This is a genomic window from Pseudomonas tremae, from assembly GCF_001401155.1.
Lineage (GTDB): Bacteria > Pseudomonadota > Gammaproteobacteria > Pseudomonadales > Pseudomonadaceae > Aquipseudomonas > Aquipseudomonas tremae.
Genome location: NZ_LJRO01000173.1, coordinates 1 through 21001, shown reverse-complemented (window position 1 = coordinate 21001; position 21001 = coordinate 1). Strand labels below are relative to the sequence as shown.

The following is a 21001-nucleotide window of genomic DNA, read 5'->3' as shown; positions in this document are numbered from 1 at the left end:
GAAGGGGCATCACTGCTGTGCCTGCAATCGCCACTTGGCAAAACCGGTTTAAATAAAAGCTCTTCTTGGTCACTGAGTGGGAGTACAAATATGACATTCGAAGAATTACAACTCGCAGTAACCGCCGGTTCAATCGATACGGTACTTGTGTGCATGGTTGACATGCAGGGCAGACTTATGGGAAAGCGCTGTCACGCAGAGTTTTTTATCCAGCACGGTTATCAGGAAACTCACGCATGCAATTACTTGTTAGCCGATGACTTGGAGATGCTGCCTGTGCCAGGTTACAGCAGTGCCAGTTGGAAAAGAGGGTACGGAGATCTCCTTCTCAAGCCAGATCTGTCAACCCTGCGGCCATTGCCGTGGCTAGATGCAACCGCACTGGTGATCTGCGATATATTTGATGCCGCAGGTCAGCCCACGGCTCATTCGCCTAGACAAATTCTGCAGAAACAGTTGCGCCGATTAGCTGATTTGGGCATGTGCGCCGGTTTCGCATCGGAGCTGGAATTTTATGTGTTTGATGAACCTTACGATGCAATAACAAAAAAGAATTACAACAACCTGGAGACATTCGGGACCTATAATCAGGACTACCATATCCTGTCGACGACACGTCAAGAGTCTGTTATGCGTCCGATTAGAAATGGACTTTACGGGGCAGGCGTTTCAGTTGAATGCACCAAAGGAGAAGGCGGGGCGGGTCAAGGAGAAATCAATGTGCGTTATGCTGATCCCTTGCTAATGGCAGATGACCATGTCCTCATCAAGCACGGTAGCAAAGAGATCGCGGCGCAGCATGGCAAGGCGATCACCTACATGGCCAAGTGGAATTATGAGCTCGCTGGCTCCTCGTGCCATGTCCATTCATCACTTTGGTCTCTAGACGGACGGCCGCTTTTTTACGATGCGTCAGCCCCCAGCGGTATGTCTGCGTTAATGAAAAGCTACTTGGGAGGTCTGCTGAAATATTCGAAAGACATAACCCTCTTGTTGGCCCCCTATATCAACTCCTACAAGAGATTTCAGATGGACACCTTTGCACCGACCAAGGTCGCCTGGAGCCAGGACAACCGTACAGTTGGCTTCCGTGTTTGTGGCGAAGATTCAAGCGCAGTCCGAGCAGAGTGCCGTATAGGCGGTGCGGATCTGAACCCTTACCTTGCGTTCGCAGGCCTTATTGCCGCAGGTCTAGCGGGTATTGAAGAGAACCTGGATCTGCCATCGCCGTTCGTCGGGGATGGCTATCGGGATACCGAGCTACCAGAAATTCCCAAAACGCTGCGAGCGGCTACCGAAGTTGCTTCGAAGTCGGCATGGCTGCGTAGAGTTCTGGGAAACGAGGTTGTTGACCACTATGTTCACGCCGCACAGTGGGAACAAGCAGAACATGATCGGCGCATTACTGATTGGGAGTTGTCCAGAGGATTTGAAAGAAGTTGAGGAGAAGCCTGCCACTGTCTTTTTCCCGTTTCAATCTGTCTCTGTTGTTCCCAGGGAGCCTACAGAATGCGGAAAAAATCGTACTACAAGGGCTTCCCCATTGGGCACAAGCCCAATAGCTTCTGTTTTACTCCGCTGCATGTGCCGGATCGACGTACGAAGTGAAGGACTGCGGTACTACAAACGGTCATATTGATCGCCCCAAATATCGGCAGCGCAACATCATCGAACGCATGTTTGGCTGGCTGAAGGAGGACAGAAGCATCGTGACGCGCTTCGACAAAATCGCAACAAGTTTTGCGACGATGGTCTCATTGGCCTGTGCCAGGCGGTGGTTGCGACAATACTTTCGTACAGAGCCTAGAACAAAATTTACGTAACGCAGCTTTTCCCCATCTTCTAACGAACATCTCACTGCAGGTTACATTTTCCAACCTTGAGGTTTATCGTTGCAACTGGCTGTTGCAGCGTGAAGACACACCTGATTCATCATTCCCTGCCTGGCATTTGGTACTTATGACTACATTTGAATACACCCAGACCTTCGTCCTCCTGCCCTATAAAACCGTGACCAGCGGCGTGCTGATGTTCAAGTCGACAGATGAGACGACCGAACCGGATATTCAAGGCTACTTGAGCAACCCTGAAACTCTGGCCGTATTGAACCGCTACGGTCGAGAGGGGTGGGAGCTGGTCAGCGTTCAGCCGATCAATCGTGGCCACGAGCGATTTGGTAATCAAAACGCCCAGGCGTGGGCGGTTGGGTATGCAATCAGTACCGGGTTCCTGTTCTTCTTTAAACGCAGCATTGTCACTCCGACCCGTTTGGATAAACCCTCTCAGACCTAAAAAGGGTTTCGTACTGATTCAAACCGAGCCCTTGGTCATGCTGTGGACATAGATTCCTACAGCTTCCAAGGCCCGCGACGTGAACTTCAATCCCCCCGCGCTCAGATCAACGTCTTCACGTGTGCAGATCTGCTTGACCGCAGTCATGCTGTGCACACCCCTGCTGTTTTCCGCGCATGCTGGAGCAGCCGGCACGGCTTCTGAACAAGCCAATGTGGAAGTGATGATTCGCCAGCTCAACGCGCTCGAGGCCGTCGCGCAGCGCAGTGTCGATCTTCCACAAGACCCGGCTCAACGCTATCACCTGGACTATCCCAGATTGGTCAGCGACATCGCGCGCATCCGCCAAGGTTTGCAGGACTACCTGTCGCCCTCCCGCGCACAGCCTCGTGACCCCGTAGAAATTTCCGGCCACTACAACGTCAGCGGTGATCACACGCCATGACGATGTCCTCCACCCAGATCAGCGCCTTCCAGGCGGCGGCGGGCTTTACGCCTGCCAGCAGCAACACGCTGTGGACCGGAATTGCAGTGGGGATCCTCCTGCTGTGGGGCGTCTGGGTGTTTTCAAGCATTTATCGTGGCTGGGCTACCCGAAACCTGGCAGCCCCGGCGGCGGCCGTTGCTGCTGCTCGCTGGGCGGTGCTGTTCATGATCATGACTTTCATGTTGTTGAGTTGATTTTTCACAGGAGATAAAGATGACGCTGCTTTCATTGTTCACCCAGGCACGTACCTTTTTGAAACATCGGCCTTATCCGGTCCTGCTGATGGCTGCCACCCCCGGTAGTAGTTCTGCAGCGCTACCGGGTGCCCAAGCCCCCACGCGCGGCACAGGAACCAGCTTCCTGCAGACGTTCCAAAACTATGCCTTCGATGGTTTCACGCTGCTCGGCTTATGCCTGTGCGCGTTCGGCATCATTCTGGTGGGCCGACATGCCCTGGGCGTCTATCACGAAATCCACATGGGCAAGGCCAAATGGGCCGATCTAGGCAGCACCGCTGTCGTCGGCGTCTGCTTGATTGGCGTCACGATCTACCTGGTCACCACCGCGTCTAACATCCTTTAAGTCATAGAGGCTTCCATGACTGAGCTTCAGCACGATCAGCATGAAGACGGCACCCTGCGTTTTCTGCCCAGTCGCTTGAACAACCAGCCCGTGGTGATTGGCGGTCTTACGGCGGACGAGATGTGGGTCACCGTATTTGGGTGTAGCGGGGCAGGCTTTGTGATGGGGCTGCCGTTGGCCTTCGTGATCACTCCATCCATGCCCGTGGTCTGCGCACTCATCGGAGGAACATTGGGGCTGCTCATCGCAGCTCGGGTCTTGCGACGCCTCAAACGCGGCCGACCCGAAACCTGGTTCTACCGCACGTTGCAGCTGCGGCTCGCCACATTCGGCCCCGTGTCATTGAACAACGCCAATCTGGTCATCCGATCGGGCAACTGGACGTGCCGTCGGAGGGCGCAACAATGAGCCGTTATTTAAAGCTGGCCGACTCGCAGCGAGCACACATCACCAGTTTGAGGATGGCCATCGTCCTGCTGGCGCTCCTGGCCTTGGGGCTGGGTATCGGCTGGTATCGAGCACCGCAGAACATGACCATTCACGTTCCGCCCGACCTGCGTTCCGGCAGCACACGCCTTTGGTGGGACATCCCTCCTCAGTCGGTGTACGCCTTTGGCCTGTACATCTTTCAGCAAATGAACCGCTGGCCGGTCGACGGTGAACAGGATTATCAGACGAACATCACGCGCCTGGACGCCTACATCACACCGGCCTGCAAGCAATACCTGCAGAGCGATTTTGATCTGCGCAAGTCCAGTGGTGAGCTGCGCAAGCGTGTCCGCGGTGTCTACGAGATTCCCGGCCGAGGCTTTGGCGACTCGCCTGAACTGCGGACGGTGACCAACTCCATCGACGACTGGACGGTGACGCTCGACATCTCAGCCGACGAGTATTACGGCGGTCAGCTGGTCAAGCGTGCCCTCGCACGATACCCGCTTCACGTTGTACGCATGGACGTCGACCCTGAAACCAATCCCTTCGGTTTGGCCTGGGATTGCTACAGCGGCGCACCACAACGCATCGAGGGCAATGTTGAAGCTCCAGCAACCCCGTCGAGAGGAGTCTTCAAATGAGTGTTTTGCGTGTACTCACATGCTCGACATTACTGATGGTCTTGGCTGGCAACGCCCAAGTCGCCTCGGCGATGGAGATTCTCCGCTGGGAGCGTTTGCCACTGGCCATTCCACTGCGCATCAATCAGGAACGCATCGTCTTCGTCGATCAGAATGTCCGAGTCGGGCTTCCGAGGTCTTTGACAGACAAGCTGCGGGTGCAGAGTACGGGCGGCGCGATCTACCTGTTTGCCAAGGAAGCGATAGAGCCCACTCGACTTCAGCTGCAGAACGCCAAGACCGGTGAGATCATTCTGGTGGACATCGCTGCTACAGAAGCACCTACGGATCAACCGGCGCTGGAGCCGGTGAAGATTGTGGAAGGTGAAACATCATCCGCACGCTACGCCGGGGCTGCTACAGCACGCTCAGGCAAGCCCTCTACCGCATGCCCAGAGGAAACCAGTCGCTCGAAGGTTGAGGATGATGAACCAGAGGACGTGGTCAAGCGGGAAACGCCTGTCCCAGTGGTTCTGACACGCTATGCGGCGCAAGTGCTGTATGCGCCGCTTCGCACCGTCGAGCCTGTGGGCGGCATTGCCCAGGTGAAGATTGATCGCCGCCTGGATCTGACCACCCTGCTTCCCACCTTACCGGTCACCGCCTCCCCTCTGGGAGCATGGCGTCTGGACGACTTCTGGGTAACTGCTGTCAAACTGCAAAACCAGACGGCGCAGCGCGTCACGCTCGACCCTCGGGAACTGATGGGTGAGTTCGCGACCGCAGCATTTCAGCACCCGTATCTCGGACCTCTTGGTGATGCCAGTGACACTACGACCTTGTACCTGGTCACGCGGGGACACGGGCTGACACAAGCGACCGTGTTCTCCGCCGCCCCAGCAGATCCGCGTGCAACCCGGGGAGCCAAGCATGAAGAGTAACCCGCTGCTCAAGTACCTGGTGGTTCCGCTTCTCCTGCTCACGGTATTCATCGGCATCAAGATGATGAGAGGTGGACCCGAACAGCAGGCTGACAACGCACCGGCCCCAGCACTCACAGCGGAACAGGCCAAGGCTCTGGGTGTGGAAGGCGACACGCCGAGCGACACGCTACGCACGGTCGTGGCTGAAGGGCGCGAACTCAAGCAGCAGATCACCGATGTGATGGCGCAGAACTCAGCCGTCAAGCAGGACAACGAGGCGCTCAAACAACGATTGGCGAACATCGATCAGACGGTAGAGCAGCGTCTGAAGAATGCCCAGGAGCAGTTCAAGCTCGACAGTCAGCAACAACAGCAGAGCGTGCTGGATGGCCTGCGCAAACAGATGGATGAACTGACCCGGATGGGACAAAACGGCGCTACGAACCCGGATCTACCGATTGGCCTGGGCGTTCAGCAGGGAGATGGCCAACAGTTCAAGTCCGACTCAAGCGGTTCAGACATCGTCTGGATCGATCCGCAGGACGCGACGGCCCTGGACAGCAACGGTAAACCGATCACTGCTGGCACGAGCATCTCTCCGAGCGGCTACAGTTTTCCTACGGCCTTCGGCGAGTCCGTAGACCGAGGCCAGAAAGCCCTGACGACAGGCGCTCAGTCTGTCCGCGATGACATGGGTGGCCAGCAACAGGAGCGTAAGAAGGTACGTCGTGCTTACACCCTGCCTCAGAACTCGACGCTGATGGGATCAGTGGCCATGTCAGCGTTGATTGGCCGGGTTCCCGTGGATGGGACGGTTAATGACCCCTACCCGTTCAAGGTGTTGATCGGTCCGGACAACCTCACTGCCAATGGCATTGATCTCCCTGACGTGGCCGGTGCCGTGGCCAGCGGTACAGCGTCCGGCGACTGGACCCTCTCATGCGTGCGGGGGCAGATCAAGAGTCTGACCTTCGTGTTCAACGATGGGACTGTCCGTACGTTACCCGCCCCAGTCCAGGGCGGTAATCAGCAGAATAATAACCAGAACAATCAGAACAACTCTGGAGACCAACAGCCCATCCAGGGTGGTCTGGGCTGGATCAGTGATCCCTACGGCATTCCGTGCATCGCCGGCGAGCGGCGTAGCAATGCGCAGCAGTACATCGGCTCACAAGCCCTGATTACCGCAGCAGGTGCTGGAGCAGCCTCGTTGATCAAGACCGAGGGCAGCACCTCCTCTTACGTCTCGAACGCATCTGGCACGCTTGGTAGCACCGGTTTGTCTGGTAACGAGGCGATGGGCAAAATCCTGACTCAAGGCGTCATGGACGTGTCCAGCTGGGTCAACAAACTGTATGGCCAGGCGTTTGCGGCCATCTACGTCTTACCTGGTGCGCAGGTCTCACTGCACATCGATCAAGAGCTGGAAATTGACTACGAACTCAAAGGCCGCAAGGTCAAGTACGCCTCAGGAGCGAGCCATGCCAATGCCAACCTGGATTGATCTTTCAAGGCCGCCCCGTAGCGGACGGCTCGGCCTGTCACTCATTGTCGCCTTGCTCACACTCGCAGGATGCCAGACCAGCAAGGAGGAAATGCTGCCGCATGGCGACAGCACCATGATGGATGTCTGGAACCAGGGCACCACGGGCTCGGGCGGCAGCGCCACTGGTCGGCAACTGCTCGATGCTCGCGCAGAGCTGCGCCGCCCGATCGATGTGCGGACCACTCAGCCACTGCAGGACAGCGCCGCGTACACACGCACGGCTCAAAACGAGATCTACAGTCAGTTCAAGCGCCTGCCCAATCCGGACCTGGTCATGTACGTATTCCCTCACCTGGCGGGCTCAGATCCCGCACCAGTACCGGGGTATACGACTGTTTTTCCGCTGTATCAACGCGTGCAATACGCGATGCCCGGTGAGCGGGTGGAGGATTATTGATGGGACTTTTGAAGCGTTTGACAAAGCGTCGGGATCGAGGCACTGACACTGTGGTTGATACTCCAGTCGAGACGATCGCCGATCAGCTAAGAGAAGAGGCCATCTTCGCGCAGGCCAGAGAGCGTTATCTGGCTCGCCTGGCGGCTGAGGGAATACCAGAGCCTGGCGCATGGCTAGATCCCAAGCGCAAACCTGCGACGGTCGACGATATCGCAGCCCTGTATGCCGTCAACCCGTCATTCGTCGACATGCTGCCCTGGACGGAGTACCTCCCTCAGGAACAAGCGATGCTGCTCGAGGACGGCAAGTCACTGGCAGCATTCTATGAGCTCACCCCCATCGGCACCGAAGGTCGGGATCCTGAGTGGTTACGCAAAGCGCGCGATGCTCTTGAAAATGCGCTGCAGGACAGTTTTGACGAACTGGATGAATCGCCTTGGGTGGTGCAGTTCTACGCCAAGGATGAAACCAGTTGGGAAGATTATCTGGAGACGTTGCATGATTACGTCCAGCCTCGCGCTCAGGGTACGGCGTTTACAGAAATGTACCTGCAGCAATTCAAACATCACCTAGAGGCAATCTCCAAGCCGGGTGGTTTATTTGAAGACACCAAAGTGTCTCAACTGCCCTGGCGCGGCCAGCAACGCAGGGTTCGCATGGTCGTCTACCGGCGCTGCACCGGAGATGGAGTGGTTCGTGGCCAGACGCCGTCGATGTACTTGAAAAACATTTGCGAGCGCCTGACGGGAGGACTGGCCAACGCGGGCATCAAAACCCGGCGCATGGATCGCCATGACATTCGTCACTGGCTGTTGCACTGGTTCAACCCGCATCCCGAACACTTGGGATCAAAGCGCCAGGACATCGATCGTTTCTTCGAAATCGTCAATAACCGCAAGGTCGAACCACCAGAAGAGGGCACGCTGCCGCTGGCCAGCGGCGATGATTTCTCTCAGTGCCTGTTTTACAGCGAACCGCAATCGGATGCCAAGAAAGGTCTCTGGTACTTCGACTCGTGCCCTCACCGCGTCATCGTCCTCGATCGCTTGCGCGACGCACCTAAGACCGGGCACCTGACGGGAGAAACCCGTAAAGGCGGGGACGCGCTGCATGCCTTGTTCGACAAGTTGCCCGAAGACACGGTACTCAACATCACGCTGGTGATCACTCCCCAGGATGTTCTGGAGGCCCACCTGGAAAAACTGGCACGTAAATCAGTCGGCGACAATCAAGCCTCCGCCCAGACCCGTGAAGCGGTCGACGAAGCCCGGAAACTGATCGGTCGAAAACACAAGCTGTACCGTGGCAACGTGGTTTTTTACTTGACCGGCAAGGATGAGCAACAACTGGAAAGTCGGAGCATGGAGCTTACCAATGCCATGCTTAGCGTCGGTATGGAACCTGTCTATCCTCGTGATGAAGTCGCCCCTCTCAGCAGTTACCTACGGTGGCTGCCGGCCGGTTTTGATGTTAACAAGAAACATGCTTTGGACTGGTACACGCAGATGATGCTCGCCCAGCATGTCGCGAACCTTTCGCCGGTATGGGGTCGTGCCAGAGGCACGGGCAACCCCGGCATAACCCTGTTCAACAGGGGCGGGGCACCGCTGACGTTCGACCCATTCAACAAGCTTGATCGGCAGATGAATGCCCATCTGCTCCTGTTTGGCCCGACAGGTTCAGGTAAGTCAGCCACGGCCAACAATTTGCTGACGCAGTTAATCGCCATTTACAGGCCGCGCCTGTTCATCATTGAAGCCGGTAATAGTTTCGGCCTACTGGGAGATTTTGCCCAAAAGCTTGGGCTGACGGTCAACCGGCTCAAGTTGGCGCCAGGGTCGGGCGTGAGTCTGGCCCCCTTCACTGATGCCATTCGCCTGGTGTCAACACCTGACAAAGTCACGATCCTGGATGCCGATGACATTGAAGGATCCGATGAGCATCTGCAAACAATGCCTGAACAAGGTGAAGAGGAGCGTGATGTTTTGGGCGAAATGGAGATCGTGGCCAGGCTCATGATCACCGGCGGCGAAGAGAGAGAAGAGGCTCGACTCACTCGCGCAGACCGCAGCGCCATTAGGCACTGCATTCTGACGGCAGCCAGAACATGCTTTGACGCTGAACGAGCAGTCAAGACGGAGGATGTGCGTGATGCGCTGAGTGACGCTGGCAAGGACACCACCCTTCCGGAAAAGCGCCGAGAACGCATGTTTGAGATGGCTGAAGCCATGGACATGTTCTGCATGGGGGCTGACGGTGAGATGTTCAACCGGGAGGGTACGCCTTGGCCTGAGGCAGACATCACAATCCTGGACTTGGCCACCTACGCCCGCGAGGGGTATAACGCCCAACTGTCGGTCGCCTACATCTCGCTGATCAACACCGTGAACAACATTGCAGAACGGGACCAATTCAAGGGGCGTCCAATCGTCAACTTCACTGACGAGGGTCACATCATTACGAAAAACCCCCTTCTCTCGCCCTACGTCATCAAGATCACCAAGATGTGGCGAAAACTCGGTGCCTGGTTCTGGCTTGCCACTCAGAACATCGACGACCTTCCGCCAGCAGCAGCACCGATGCTTAACATGATCGAGTGGTGGGTCTGCCTGAACATGCCACCGGATGAAGTGGAGAAAATCACCACGTTCCGTAAGCTGACGCCCGCGCAAAAGTCACTGATGCTGTCAGCCCGTAAAGAGAGCGGAAAGTATACTGAAGGGGTTGTGCTTTCCAAATCGATGGAGGTTTTGTTTCGAGCGGTGCCCCCAAGCCTGCTCCTGGCATTGGCCATGACTGAGCCGGAAGAAAAAAACCAGCGGTACGATCTAATGCAGTCGTTAGGGGTAGACGAGCTGGGAGCCGCAATGGCGATCGCACACGACCTCGACCGCATTCGCGGGATTGAACCGACAACCATTACATTCCCCTCTTCACCCTTGGAGAACCTGGCATGAGAGCCATGGATGCCCTGACTCAAAATCTGATCGACAGCCTGACTCAACTGCTCAAAAACCCACAGGAAGATGCTCTGCTGGCCTTGAAAATTTGCGCACCGGTCCTGATCGAGCACTTGGAAGTCGTGAAACATGTAGCGGTTGATCGTCGAGAGATCCAGTCCCAACTGCACAAAGCGCTGGATCAGTGGCTTGAGCATCACCCACAGCCTGAAAGCGCGCAGAAGGCTCTTCTGACGTTGCTGGATCAGGAGTTGCTGGCTAAACAATTCCTCGATAAAGAGGCCTCCGCATGAAGCGCCCCACACATCGCCAGATGCTGTACGGCATCGGTGCGGTCGCCTTGGCAATCCTGGCTTTTCTGCTGACAGAACTGAGGCAGAACACGCTTGGAGTCACAGGTGGCACCCAGGCGTCAGCAGATAGTCAACAGAGGCCAAGTGGCGGATGGATTTACGGCAGCCGTGGTGCCCGTTTCACCATTGTCGAATATGCAGATCTGGAATGCCCGTACTGCAAGGATTACTTCCCACAGCTCAAAGCATGGGTTGATCAGCATCCAGACGTGAATCTTCAGTGGCACCATTTGCCCCTGCCGATGCATGAGCCTGCAGCCAGCTATGAAGCTCGCTGGGCTGAGTGCGCAGGGATCGAGCGAGGCAATGACGTGTTCTGGCTCGCAGTCGAACTCATTTATCAGCGTACTCGGTCGAACGGTGCTGGAGCTACTGGCAATCCGCAGATCCCGGGGTTTGAAGATCGGCAGCATTACATCGATAACTGCGCGTCGAGCAACCCTTCCGTGCGACAAGCTGTTGTTAACCAGGCTCATAAAGCCGGCCTGGACGGCATCACCGCCACACCGACGCTGGTCTTCAAGGACAAGCACTCTGGCCGCACGATCAAGCTGCAGGGAGCACCTGACGGTAACGTGCTGCTTTCCGCAATCGACTGGCTGGTCAGCACGAAGGATTTATAAATGGACCCAGCCTTTGAACAAGCCTTACAAGCGCGCTTGCTATGGGTGCAGGTCCGTAGCTATGGCTCACTTGGTTTTCATCAGATGGCGAAGATCGTTGCCAACAACGCGTACTGGCTTGTGGAAGAGCTTGCTATGCTGCAAGCGCGCTGCAAGATGCGCTACGCAGTTCCCTACGGCGCAAGATGCCGACTTATTCTCAGTGACTTTCCCAGACTGACGGACCTGAGCAGGCTCAAGCGACGAAGCTCAGATCGTTGAGGAGGAGCGCGAAGCGGCTGCCGAACACCTCCGAAGGAACAGTCGAAGACCTACGCTATCAAGTGCATCAAACGTAAAAACTGGAAAGCGCTGAACCGTCCATTCCCCGGACAGAAATTTCCTGCGGAACTCTATGCTTTTTGATGACCACGTATAGTCTTGTTAAATGAACAAATGCCCCATAGCATTAGGACATATAGATTATGCAAATAAGGAACAGTCATCTCTATTCAGCCTCAAGACTGGTGCAGAATACCTTTAATGCCTCGTCCACGAAAGAAGCGGCTAATACAATAGCAAAAAATAATGAATCCGCTGCGCTGAGCGCCACTCAAACCGAATGGACACACGAGGGCGATTCGAAAGGCAAATCTAGCAATGGCTCTCAATCATATCTCCGAAGTATGAGGTACGCTGCTTATCTTGCGGGCAGCGCCTACCTCTACGATAAAACAGTCAATAATTTTTTTCTTTCTACCACTTCCTTGAATGACGGCAAGCAAGGCTTTACCAGCGACGCCCGCCTGCAGAAGGCAGAGAAAAAGGCAGAAGCTAATTATCATGCCTACCATGATCGTGCTCATTTTGGAGGTGTTGCGCCGACGCGTTCTTCGTTATTGCCAAAATTGTGTGGGGAAAATCTTTTCGTTACGATGTTGGATTTTCGCGCCGCTACAAAAGTGCATATGAAGAACCTAATCGACACCAAGGAAGCGCATGATTCCATAGCCAATAATATTTCTTGCATCATGGGTGAGCGTGTCAAGCCTGAGTTGTTGAAAAAACACGGTATTATCCAAACTCCGCCAGATTTCGATATAACCAAGGGCACGTCTTATGATTGCAAAAATAAGTATTCTTTGTCCGGCGTTCCAAATCAAGAGACAGGGTCTTACGGCTATGCATCACGATCTGTATCTAATCCTTTTATTGAAAAGGGCGAGAACCATCATGCCCGAGCAATCAACAGTGAGCGGGCATTGACGCCAAGGAATTGTGTCGATGCATTGCAGCCGCTCCTACAGAAAAGTGAGGGCCTAGGTCCTGAAGCCCAATTCCGTGCAGGGCAAGCTCTGCTGATACTCAGGCCGTTGTACTGTGGTCCAGAAAATTGGGGAGATGCTCACAAAGTATTGATGCCCTTTCTTGAAAAAAAGGGTTTAGTTTCTCCTCATGAAAATCAAAAGCTTGGCGCAACTAGGCCGTTTACACAAACCGATATGGAAAAAGGAATTGCACGGCGCAATACGAGCCTTGCAGGACCTACACTAAACAAGCTTAACATATTTCTGCAAAAGTCGATTTACAAGAAAGATGAAAAAGCAATAAGTGATCTGACAGCCAAAAAGCTGGGTGAAATGAAGTACATCCCTATCGCCCATTTCAAGATGAATGAAGATGCTTCCAGCTTTGAGGATTCTTCTGGTCTGGCTGATTCATTTACTGGATATAACGTATCGGCATACATCAATCATGCACGCTTGTTGAGTGGTGAGGACAGACTTTCCAAGAAAGACGTGATCGCCATAGTAGGATGCCTTAATGCGATTTACGACAACGCCAGTAGTGAACGCCACACTCTTAGGGAAATTGCGCACGGGTGTTTCGTTGGAGCTGGCTACACAGTGGAGGATGCTGAAGATTTTTACAATGACGCATGCAAAGCTGCAGCGACGGAGTTCTATGGCGGAAAGGCGATCAATGTACAATAGCAGCCATACAGTAGCTCGGTTGACAAGCCTGATTCGTAACGTTTCTGTAGGCAGCATGCGTATTTGCGGACGGGCGTCGGGGTTAAGTTAACTTTCTGTTCCATTGCTCCTCGCCCCCCCCCCCCCCGATAGCTGCGTGATATTTCTTATCGCCCAATGAAGGTGCATAGAGAAGTCCGCAGATGCGGCATAACCTGGCGACTCAGTTTCAGCAGCTTTTTGCAGATATCGACCTGACCGCTTGTGAAGCGCTTCATCAGCTGTTGCTTTGCTTGTCTGCTCATCTCGTCTCACCTGTGTGCCGGTTTTGCTGGGTGCCTTTCGCCGATGCGCTTAGGTCGATCGGGCGCACAGGTGCGTGACAAAGGCGCGAGGCGAGGCCGCAGCTACGGCAAGGCCGTCGCATCGTGTTACATGGAAAATGCCAGTGACAGCCTTGCCGACCGCCCGGAATTAATCCGACTACTCAAAGATCCTCGCTGAGGTGACGTGCTGCTGGCGGAAAGTATTGATCGTCTGTCGCGGATGGATGACCAGGCATGGCAATCCCTCAAAACAGCAATCGATAACCGAGGCATACGGATCGTCTCGGTGGATCTGCCTACCAGTCATCAAGGCATAACGGCGCATTCAGGGGACGAGTCAACCCACCGCATGCTGGAGGCCATCAACTGCATGGTGATAGATATGATGGCCGAGATCGCCAAGAAGGACTATCAACAAAGAAAATAGTCAATGCCCATAGCCATTGGCCTGAAGCGGCTCAGTAAACGTTATGACCCCCATAACAGGGGTAACAACCGCGTTCATAGAATGTCCCTTAGCACTTTGGCTGTGCAGCGGCCCATTGGATATAAGCGCTTTCGATCAACCACGTAGCATCAGCTGCTGTGGGTACAGGATTGAGCGCTATTTGAGCCAGCTTTTTTTCTATCCACGTCATCAGTGCGGTACGTCCTGCAGGACAAGCCATTAGATCGCGCTCCAAATGGTTGGCAAGCTCTGAGACAGCCACATCGCGCTCGACACTTTTTGCAGTCATCCAAATTCTCCTGGGTCACCGCGGCGACTTTGCTAGGCGCTTTACGAAAAGTCGGTGATCGAAGGTCAGGTAAGACAAAACACATGAGGAAGCGGAGTCTACGTACTTTAAATAAGCATTCCGAGCTTATTTTCAATGCAGCCTCACCGAGCGCAACCACTTTTCGTAACGAACCTAATAATAAGCACCCTAAGTTAAACTTTGTTCATGAGTGATGCAATACCGCTACTCTCATAAACACTGTAGATTATTCAGGCCGCATATAAGTCGCCATTCACCATGCGCAACATGCTTGTATTGCATGCTTTACTCTTTCACTCAACAGAGGAGACCTCATGAACAACGTCACAAAAAAATCGGCATTGAAAGTACTTGCCTTGACAACTTTCGTCATTATCGGCCTTCAAGGCACGGCGTTCGCGACCGAAGCCAAGCACGCTGTATCTGTTACAGACATTAATTACTCAGTCGTCAAGGAGGCAGAAAAAAACCAAATCGGTAGTACCAAGGTACTTCCTTTACAAGCGCGCATCACATTAGGAAGTGGCAGAAAAATCAACGGCGCCTGCCAATACTGGCCGCAGGACTGCGGCTAACGTCCGTCAGCTCACAGCTGCAGCCTGACAGGCTGCGGCTGTAACTTAGCCATAAACAGCCTCCATTCATAATTACACCCGCGCCGGGATTCACAATTCGAGGTATGGCTTAACCGCCCGGAATGTCGTTGCAGTCCACTATAGAGACATTGATAGCGAAGTGACCGATCGCAAGTTTCGTCCTATCATTACTCATGAGCGTCGGTGGCGTTCGTTGGTGACCAAATAGCAGTCTGTAGCTGTAACGATCTGCAATCGAAATGGCGTCGACCTGCAATCATCGCGTTTTTCGACCGACATTAATTGAGTCTATCTGGCTCCGCGAACCAGCATTGACTGCAAACGAACCCGCATTCATCCACTTCGACCTGCAATTGAGCGCGGCCGACTAAGATTAAATACGACTGAAAAATCGATGATTTTGGCGTCCATCAGACGGTGGCTTTATCGAGCCGACCAAGCAGCACGAGGGTTTACGGACAACGCTTGAGGCGTGCGTGCAGACCGAAGCCAGCGACCAATACAAGCTTGCACTGGTGCTGAGAGTATAGGTTGATGGCTCGCCGTTTCATGGCTGCCCTGCCTGCGCCGGTCGCGCATCAAGCGGCAATGATCCCCTTTTCAAAACCTGTAACGGCGACGTTTTTGTGCCGGATTCCAACCCAGTCCTAAAGAACTGTTATTCGGAAAGCGACGACGTTTTCACTGGATAAAAGTCAGCGGCCTTCAAAATGGGTTCAAGGAACTTCTGATACTCAGACCAAGAGCTAAAAACTCTAATTTTTGCTTTAGGGTTTTCAATATCACCACTCATTCTGACGAGAAAAACACCATAACCTGCTTCGATGATTCGCTTCGCTTTTTCACCAGTAGATCCATAGGATAATAGGTAGCCCAGCGAAGTAATTCCTAGCAAAGAACCTTTCTTAGCAGCAGATGCCTTCAGCAGCGGCTCTGCTGGAAAGTCAGAAATCATCAGCATCAGAGCGCCTAGATGATGCGCCTCACCATCGAAACCATCAGCAAGCTCTTTGCTCATTCTTAAAGCGTCGGCAGCACAAGATTTAGGTATCTCGTTTTCATGCGCGAATGAGCCATAGGAAGTCAGCAGAACTGTACCGACGGTAGGAGGATTTTTTGGATAGGGTGTATAGGTTTGCATACCGGCCTCTGAAATTTGACGGTCAGTGACGAAGAAATCTAATCGAAAATGAATTGATCCTAGGGGAAATCACAATGGATGGTCTTAGGCATGGTTTGAAACCTATTCATACAATGAAAGTTTAATTTATGTTGTCTACGCCCTCGTTAGCGGTAAAGCCGCATGTTGTTTTTGGCCAGCGCTATCAACCGCTAGGAGGGCAAGGAAGCCCGGTATCATCGCAGCCCGTATGGATTTCGAACCCACGCGACGAGCGCGAAGCAACTTGCACAGGCACGGCTTTTGAGTCGTTGATAGCGTGTTTACCGGCGTCCTGCACGAGTGCCTGTTTCGCTGCAGGCGCAGCCTGGGGCGGTGGCAACGAATGCAATGGCTTGCAGGCCAATCACTGCAACGGTTGACAGGACGAAAGCTTTCAGTGCGAATTTATCTGTTACTCGCTTCATGGTGCTTTCCTCTGCATGGCTTGATGAGTGAATGAGGGCGAAAACTGCAACTAAAGCTATGATGATAAGTGGTCACTGAGCGGCATCAGGTTCCTTTTTTTGATTCAATGCGCTTCAGCGGATACAAATCGGTGTTCACCAGCTTTCCGGCGTCAGCCAACCTGTGTGTAGAGCTTTTGGTTTAAACAGCAGTATGGCTGTTTCGATTTTGGCGCGTTCGTTTTCGTCGACTTCCGAGGCTTGAACGAAAACGGTGACCAGTTCCTTACGCGCTTCGATCACTGGCAGGTGGAACTGGATTTTGCCCAGCTAGGTACAGACGAATCTGGTTGCCGGGCTCCAGTTTCTGGGGGTCCGCGCTATAAATCATGATTGTTACCGACGAAAACCCAGCACTGGCGGGGGCTGGAAATTAAAGGTTTGGATGTAGGGCCACTCGGCCCGATTGACTCATCTATACGCGAACAGACCCGAGACCTCATCTACGTATGAGTTCCAGTGGAACCGAGCCAGCGTGGTTAACCACTCATTGGCTGAGTCAGCCATCGGTTAGGTAATTCGCATGAAAAAAGCTTTCAGCTCGCTGAGGTCCGCTTTCTTAGCGTGCATTGCAGTGCTTGGTTTTTCCGGCACGGCCTTTCCGTATCGCAGGTGCAAGTCTTAATGACTACGCCCTGCCATCTGATCCACTGAGAGCTGCAGGAGATGCGTTTTAGGTACTGGGCATCCACGGTGCCCCCCATGCTTGGGGGTAAGTCCACTTTGACTGAATGGTTTTATGTATAGGGATTTCAAAATGCCTACGCATTAAGCTCAGGCTATGAAGGAGGCATCATGTCTTCATAGGAATGCATAGGAAAAAGCTGAGACGCTAGTTATGCAGTGAAAACTTGTATAAGTTTGCATTAATGCAGGTTCTTTAACCGTTGATTTTAGGTGTGGACACACCTGCCCCGGTCAGGGCTTCGCGCACCTCATCCGAGCTATCGCTTGAGCATTAAGAACTAGTCCAGCGCCTCCTAACAGTAAGACGAACGGAGAATTACAAATTTTTCATAAATAAAAAAAGCTAGCAAACCCGTGTACTCTAAACTCGCCAAGCCGTAATAGCCCAGTTAATTTCATCTTAGTCAAGGAATGTTCAAGTTGTTAAACATTCAGACAGTGGAGTCATCCAACATGCGTACTGCCAAAACCTTAATGCTCGCCCTGGTTCCTCTGAGCGTTTTCGCTTACACCACGGCAGTGGTCGCCAGACAAACTAGTACAGCGAACTGAATAGCGACCTCCAGTTCAATCTTATCAATGAACTTGGCTATATCGTAGCCTTTGCGCTCCCCCTTTATAAGTGTCCGATTATTGTTCGACCGCATGCTTGGGAGACGGTAACAACAGCTCGAATATAGTTAAATTTACTTTCTAATTACCTAAGTGAAAAAATAATATATGTGCTGGAATGGACAAGCTTCCACAGTCGCAGCCACCATCGGTCTTATGGGATGTGCATACTCCGCTTACAGAAAAGAGCCATTCGCGTTGTGGGGATGCTTGGCATTTTTCTCACTGATGGAGATCCTTCAGGCTTTCACTTACACCGTGATCAACTCCTGCAGTAATCCGATGAATCAGGTGGCCACATTACTTGGCTTCCTTCACATCGCAATACAGCCATTTTTTATAAATGCAATATCTCTTTATTTCATCCCGGAAGAGGCGAGAAATAAGGTGAAGAACTATGCGTATTTTGCTTGCTTCGTCTGCCTCATTATGATGATCCTAAAGATTTATCCTTTCGAATGGGCAAGTCATATACCCAAGGGCACGACGCTTTGTTCTGATCGCCTTTGTTCTGTCAGTGGCAATTGGCATATAGCTTGGGAAATTCCTGTTAACGATATTCTCAGCATTACCATCTTTCATTTCAAGGTCGTGTGGGCACCATATCTATTTGCCGCCTTCATCGTTCCGCTAGCCTACGGCTCTTGGCGGTTCACGATTTTCCATCTTTTTTTGGGGCCAGGTCTGGCTAGACTGACCACAGACAACCTGAATGAATTTCCTGCGGTCTGGTGCCTCCTTTCTATCGGATTTCTATTGCTGGTGATAAAGACGCCTGTCCGCAGTTGGCTTTTTGTCAAAACTGTTTGGTGGCATAAAGCGTCGACACCTAAAATAGACCGGCATCCTTGATGCACGGCGAGAGACTATCATGTCCAGCGTCGCGCGGATCACGCAAAATACGCCTATCGAGGAGAGCCTACAGAATTCGGAAAAATTGCACTACAAGGGCTTCTCCATGAGCAGCTGAGCCCATGTGTCAGGCAAAGGTGGCGGGGTCGTGGACATCTGTGGCCCTGTAAAACGCGATTGGGTGCTGCGCGATACCTCTGCCGCAGAGGTCTTGGGCATTGGTAGAAAAATGAAAGCGCGCCTAGAGGTATGCATATTCTGTCTGACAAGGACCTTGGTACGCAGATCTTTGAATGATACGTAAAACTTTTAGCGTTGTGATCGGGGAAACCGGACGCGAGCTGGCGGGTACAGCATGCCTGGAGCTGGACGAGGTTGAACCGTCTCGACAGGAGATCTGTTGCAGCATAATGTTCGGCAAGCGGCTGACCGAACTGGGGCCGATCAAATAGGCGGTGGCCGCCTATATGATGCGGACCTCTGAGAAATTACGCGCCCAGGGATCGGCATATAAAAAGATCAGGGTGAGCATCCGCACCGGCATGTTCAATCCTTGCAAATGGCGCACTGGTCCTGCTGGCATACCTCACTAACGATGTGAGGCCGATGACTCAATACGCAACGGAGGCGGTTTCACGGATTTTTCGTCCAGGCTTCCGGTACAGCACAGCCGAAGTGCTGTTGATGGATTTCTGCCGGCCAGGGAAATTCACCGATGACCTGTTCACGACCAATCAGCCGGCGAGTTCAGATCGACTGATTGCTGCTCTGCTTTGGATATGATCAATGGCAAGCGTGGGGACGTGGGACGCTGCGTACAGGATCAGTAACGCTCACTCCGGATGCACCGTGAGCTAATGAGCCCGAGCTACACGACGCGACTTGATCGGCTCTGGGTCATAAAAACTAAGTAATTAAGCACGTCAAAGCAGGGCGGCTTTGCATTTCCAAAAACAGTGTGTAGCGCTACAGGTTCCATGACAGGCAGTCCTGGTTCCTTAGTTTTGCGCACCCACAGCTACTCAGTTGACAGGCAAAGCTGGCTATGCGATCCAAGGGATGGTCTGAAGTAGGCCGCTATTTTTAGACTGCTGAGACATAGCCGCTTTCAAAAAACGGTAGCCGTTCAAAATCGATCAAGTCTGCCGCCTATTTCATCCATTTTTGCCGCTGCACGCGCCCCGCAGCAGCTATTTCCCTCATTACGGACGCACCTCTCCTGTGCTGGGGAGCAAATATCGACGCGCCATCCAAAGGTTCAACAGGGCGAATAGCGTCACCATCTGAGCAGTGTTTTTCACCAAACCCCGGAAGCGCACTTTGGTATAACCAAACTGTCGCTTGATCACTTGAAATGGATGCTCAACCTTGGCGCGAACCTGAGCCTTGGCTTTCTCGATCTTGCGTATCGCTTTGTACAATACGCTGCGTTTGCCATGTTTTTTGTAGGTGCTGCGCCGGGCTGCAATCTGCCAGATGACATGGCGTCCCGCGTGCTCTTCGCGCTTCTCGACACCGGTATAGCCTGCATCGGCGCAGACCACGTTCTCAGCACCGTGTCGCAGTTTGTCGACTGGGGTTATGTCTGCGACGTTGGCCGTAGTAACCACCACGCTGTGCACCAGCCCAGATTCATCGTCGACACCAATGTGAGCTTTGGCACCGAAGTAATACTGGTTACCTTTCTTTGTCTGGTGCATTTCCGGGTCGCGTTTTCCGTCCTTGTTCTTGGTCGAACTGGGCGCATGAATCAGCGTGGCATCAACGATGGTAGCTTGTCGCAGTGACAAGCCAAGGTCGCCCAGATAACCATTGATCACGCCGAGAATACCAGCGGCCAACTTGTGCTTTTCCAGCAGGCGACGGAAGTTGAGGATGGTGGTTTCATCCGGAATTCGCTCTAGGCTCAGGCCGGAAAACTGGCGCAAGATCGTCGTTTCGTACAGCGCTTCTTCCATCGCCGGATCGCTGTGACCGAACCAGTTTTGCATGAGATGAACCCGCAGCATCGCCATCAACGGATAGGCAGGACGGCCGCCTTCGCCCTTCGGGTAATGGGGTCCGATCAGGGCAATCAAACCCTTCCAAGGTACGACCCGATCCATCTCGATCAGGAACAGTTCTTTGCGGGTCTGCTTGCGCTTACCGGCGTACTCGGCATCGGCGAAGGTCATTTGCTTCATTGAAAAGCTCGGCGATTGGTGTCCGGGGATTTTGCCAAATCAGGAAGTCTTTTTTTAGGATTTCCTTAGACGCAATTAATGTCGGTCGAAAAACTCGATCATTGCAGGTCGAGGCCATTTCGATTGCATGCCTTTTCACCTAGAAGTCACAGGACCTGCAGCGCCAAAAACCATGCTAGGGATTCTCCGAACAA

Annotated in this window: 20 protein-coding genes and 4 pseudogenes; 20 read left to right on the top strand and 4 right to left on the bottom strand. The window is 53.2% G+C overall.

Annotated elements, in window-relative coordinates; genetic code table 11:
• Positions 1-90: 90 nt before the first annotated feature.
• The 17 genes and pseudogenes from ALO43_RS12275 to ALO43_RS12195 form a co-directional block, all read left to right on the top strand.
• The gene (locus tag ALO43_RS12275; protein ID WP_054997572.1) at positions 91-1443 is read left to right on the top strand and encodes a glutamine synthetase family protein; all 1353 of its coding nucleotides are present in this window, start codon (positions 91-93) and stop codon (positions 1441-1443) included.
• A gap of 194 nt (positions 1444-1637) precedes the next feature.
• Positions 1638-1823, top strand: a pseudogene (locus tag ALO43_RS28765) (transposase); the annotation flags it as partial.
• A gap of 136 nt (positions 1824-1959) precedes the next feature.
• Positions 1960-2292 (top strand): DUF4177 domain-containing protein, encoded by a 333-nt coding sequence (locus ALO43_RS12270; protein ID WP_054997571.1) that lies wholly within the window; start codon positions 1960-1962, stop codon positions 2290-2292.
• Between the two features lie 79 nt (positions 2293-2371).
• Positions 2372-2737, top strand: a complete 366-nt coding sequence (locus ALO43_RS12260; protein ID WP_081035257.1) for an integrative conjugative element protein, RAQPRD family — start codon at positions 2372-2374, stop codon at positions 2735-2737.
• Positions 2734-2973, top strand: coding sequence for a TIGR03758 family integrating conjugative element protein (locus ALO43_RS12255; protein WP_044423286.1), 240 nt, complete (start codon positions 2734-2736; stop codon positions 2971-2973). Before ALO43_RS12260 ends, ALO43_RS12255 begins: the two co-directional genes overlap by 4 nt.
• Before the next feature lie 19 nt (positions 2974-2992).
• Positions 2993-3361 carry a TIGR03745 family integrating conjugative element membrane protein gene (locus tag ALO43_RS12250; protein WP_054997569.1) on the top strand — a complete coding sequence of 123 codons (369 nt, stop codon included), beginning with the start codon at positions 2993-2995 and terminating at the stop codon, positions 3359-3361.
• Positions 3362-3376: 15 nt separating this feature from the next.
• Entirely contained in the window at positions 3377-3769 is a 393-nt protein-coding gene (locus tag ALO43_RS12245; protein ID WP_054997568.1) for a TIGR03750 family conjugal transfer protein, read from the top strand.
• Entirely contained in the window at positions 3766-4434 is a 669-nt protein-coding gene (locus tag ALO43_RS12240; RefSeq protein WP_054997567.1) for a PFL_4703 family integrating conjugative element protein, read from the top strand. The genes ALO43_RS12245 and ALO43_RS12240 overlap by 4 nt, the downstream gene beginning before the upstream one ends.
• Entirely contained in the window at positions 4431-5354 is a 924-nt protein-coding gene (locus tag ALO43_RS12235) for a TIGR03749 family integrating conjugative element protein (protein WP_054997566.1), read from the top strand. Before ALO43_RS12240 ends, ALO43_RS12235 begins: the two co-directional genes overlap by 4 nt.
• On the top strand, positions 5344-6840 hold the full coding sequence (locus ALO43_RS12230; protein WP_054997565.1) for a TIGR03752 family integrating conjugative element protein: 1497 nt from the start codon (positions 5344-5346) through the stop codon (positions 6838-6840). The genes ALO43_RS12235 and ALO43_RS12230 overlap by 11 nt, the downstream gene beginning before the upstream one ends.
• Positions 6818-7279: a TIGR03751 family conjugal transfer lipoprotein gene (locus tag ALO43_RS12225; protein ID WP_083492159.1), complete on the top strand. Its 462-nt coding sequence runs from the start codon at positions 6818-6820 to the stop codon at positions 7277-7279. Before ALO43_RS12230 ends, ALO43_RS12225 begins: the two co-directional genes overlap by 23 nt.
• A complete protein-coding gene (locus ALO43_RS12220; protein ID WP_054997564.1) occupies positions 7279-10236 on the top strand; it encodes a conjugative transfer ATPase in 2958 nt (985 codons plus the stop codon). The genes ALO43_RS12225 and ALO43_RS12220 overlap by 1 nt, the downstream gene beginning before the upstream one ends.
• Positions 10233-10532 carry a hypothetical protein gene (locus ALO43_RS12215; protein WP_002552015.1) on the top strand — a complete coding sequence of 100 codons (300 nt, stop codon included), beginning with the start codon at positions 10233-10235 and terminating at the stop codon, positions 10530-10532. The genes ALO43_RS12220 and ALO43_RS12215 overlap by 4 nt, the downstream gene beginning before the upstream one ends.
• Positions 10529-11215: a DsbA family protein gene (locus tag ALO43_RS12210; protein ID WP_054997563.1), complete on the top strand. Its 687-nt coding sequence runs from the start codon at positions 10529-10531 to the stop codon at positions 11213-11215. Before ALO43_RS12215 ends, ALO43_RS12210 begins: the two co-directional genes overlap by 4 nt.
• A complete protein-coding gene (locus tag ALO43_RS12205; protein WP_054997562.1) occupies positions 11216-11476 on the top strand; it encodes a hypothetical protein in 261 nt (86 codons plus the stop codon).
• 203 nt (positions 11477-11679) lie between these two features.
• Positions 11680-13188 (top strand): XopAG/AvrGf1 family type III secretion system effector, encoded by a 1509-nt coding sequence (gene xopAG / locus ALO43_RS12200; protein WP_054997561.1) that lies wholly within the window; start codon positions 11680-11682, stop codon positions 13186-13188.
• 327 nt (positions 13189-13515) lie between these two features.
• Positions 13516-13917: pseudogene (locus ALO43_RS12195) on the top strand (recombinase family protein); the annotation flags it as partial.
• Between the two features lie 91 nt (positions 13918-14008).
• Here ALO43_RS12195 and ALO43_RS12190 read toward each other — a convergent pair.
• On the bottom strand, positions 14009-14230 hold the full coding sequence (locus tag ALO43_RS12190; protein WP_054997560.1) for a hypothetical protein: 222 nt from the start codon (positions 14228-14230) through the stop codon (positions 14009-14011).
• A gap of 335 nt (positions 14231-14565) precedes the next feature.
• On the opposite strand from ALO43_RS12190, the gene ALO43_RS12185 reads away from it, so the two are divergent.
• A complete protein-coding gene (locus tag ALO43_RS12185) occupies positions 14566-14826 on the top strand; it encodes a hypothetical protein (protein ID WP_054997559.1) in 261 nt (86 codons plus the stop codon).
• Between the two features lie 679 nt (positions 14827-15505).
• Here the strand turns inward: ALO43_RS12185 and ALO43_RS12180 are convergent.
• Together ALO43_RS12180 and ALO43_RS30705 are read right to left on the bottom strand one after the other, a co-directional pair.
• On the bottom strand, positions 15506-15988 hold the full coding sequence (locus tag ALO43_RS12180; protein WP_054997558.1) for a hypothetical protein: 483 nt from the start codon (positions 15986-15988) through the stop codon (positions 15506-15508).
• 184 nt (positions 15989-16172) lie between these two features.
• A pseudogene (locus ALO43_RS30705) lies at positions 16173-16407 on the bottom strand (hypothetical protein).
• A gap of 1473 nt (positions 16408-17880) precedes the next feature.
• Here ALO43_RS30705 and ALO43_RS12175 point away from each other — a divergent pair.
• Both ALO43_RS12175 and ALO43_RS31430 read left to right on the top strand, forming a co-directional pair.
• Positions 17881-18624, top strand: a complete 744-nt coding sequence (locus ALO43_RS12175; RefSeq protein WP_122329489.1) for a DUF5765 domain-containing protein — start codon at positions 17881-17883, stop codon at positions 18622-18624.
• A gap of 139 nt (positions 18625-18763) precedes the next feature.
• Positions 18764-19538: pseudogene (locus ALO43_RS31430) on the top strand (DinB/UmuC family translesion DNA polymerase); the annotation flags it as partial.
• A gap of 288 nt (positions 19539-19826) precedes the next feature.
• Here ALO43_RS31430 and ALO43_RS12165 read toward each other — a convergent pair.
• On the bottom strand, positions 19827-20807 hold the full coding sequence (locus ALO43_RS12165; protein WP_054997557.1) for an IS5 family transposase: 981 nt from the start codon (positions 20805-20807) through the stop codon (positions 19827-19829).
• Positions 20808-21001 lie beyond the last annotated feature (194 nt).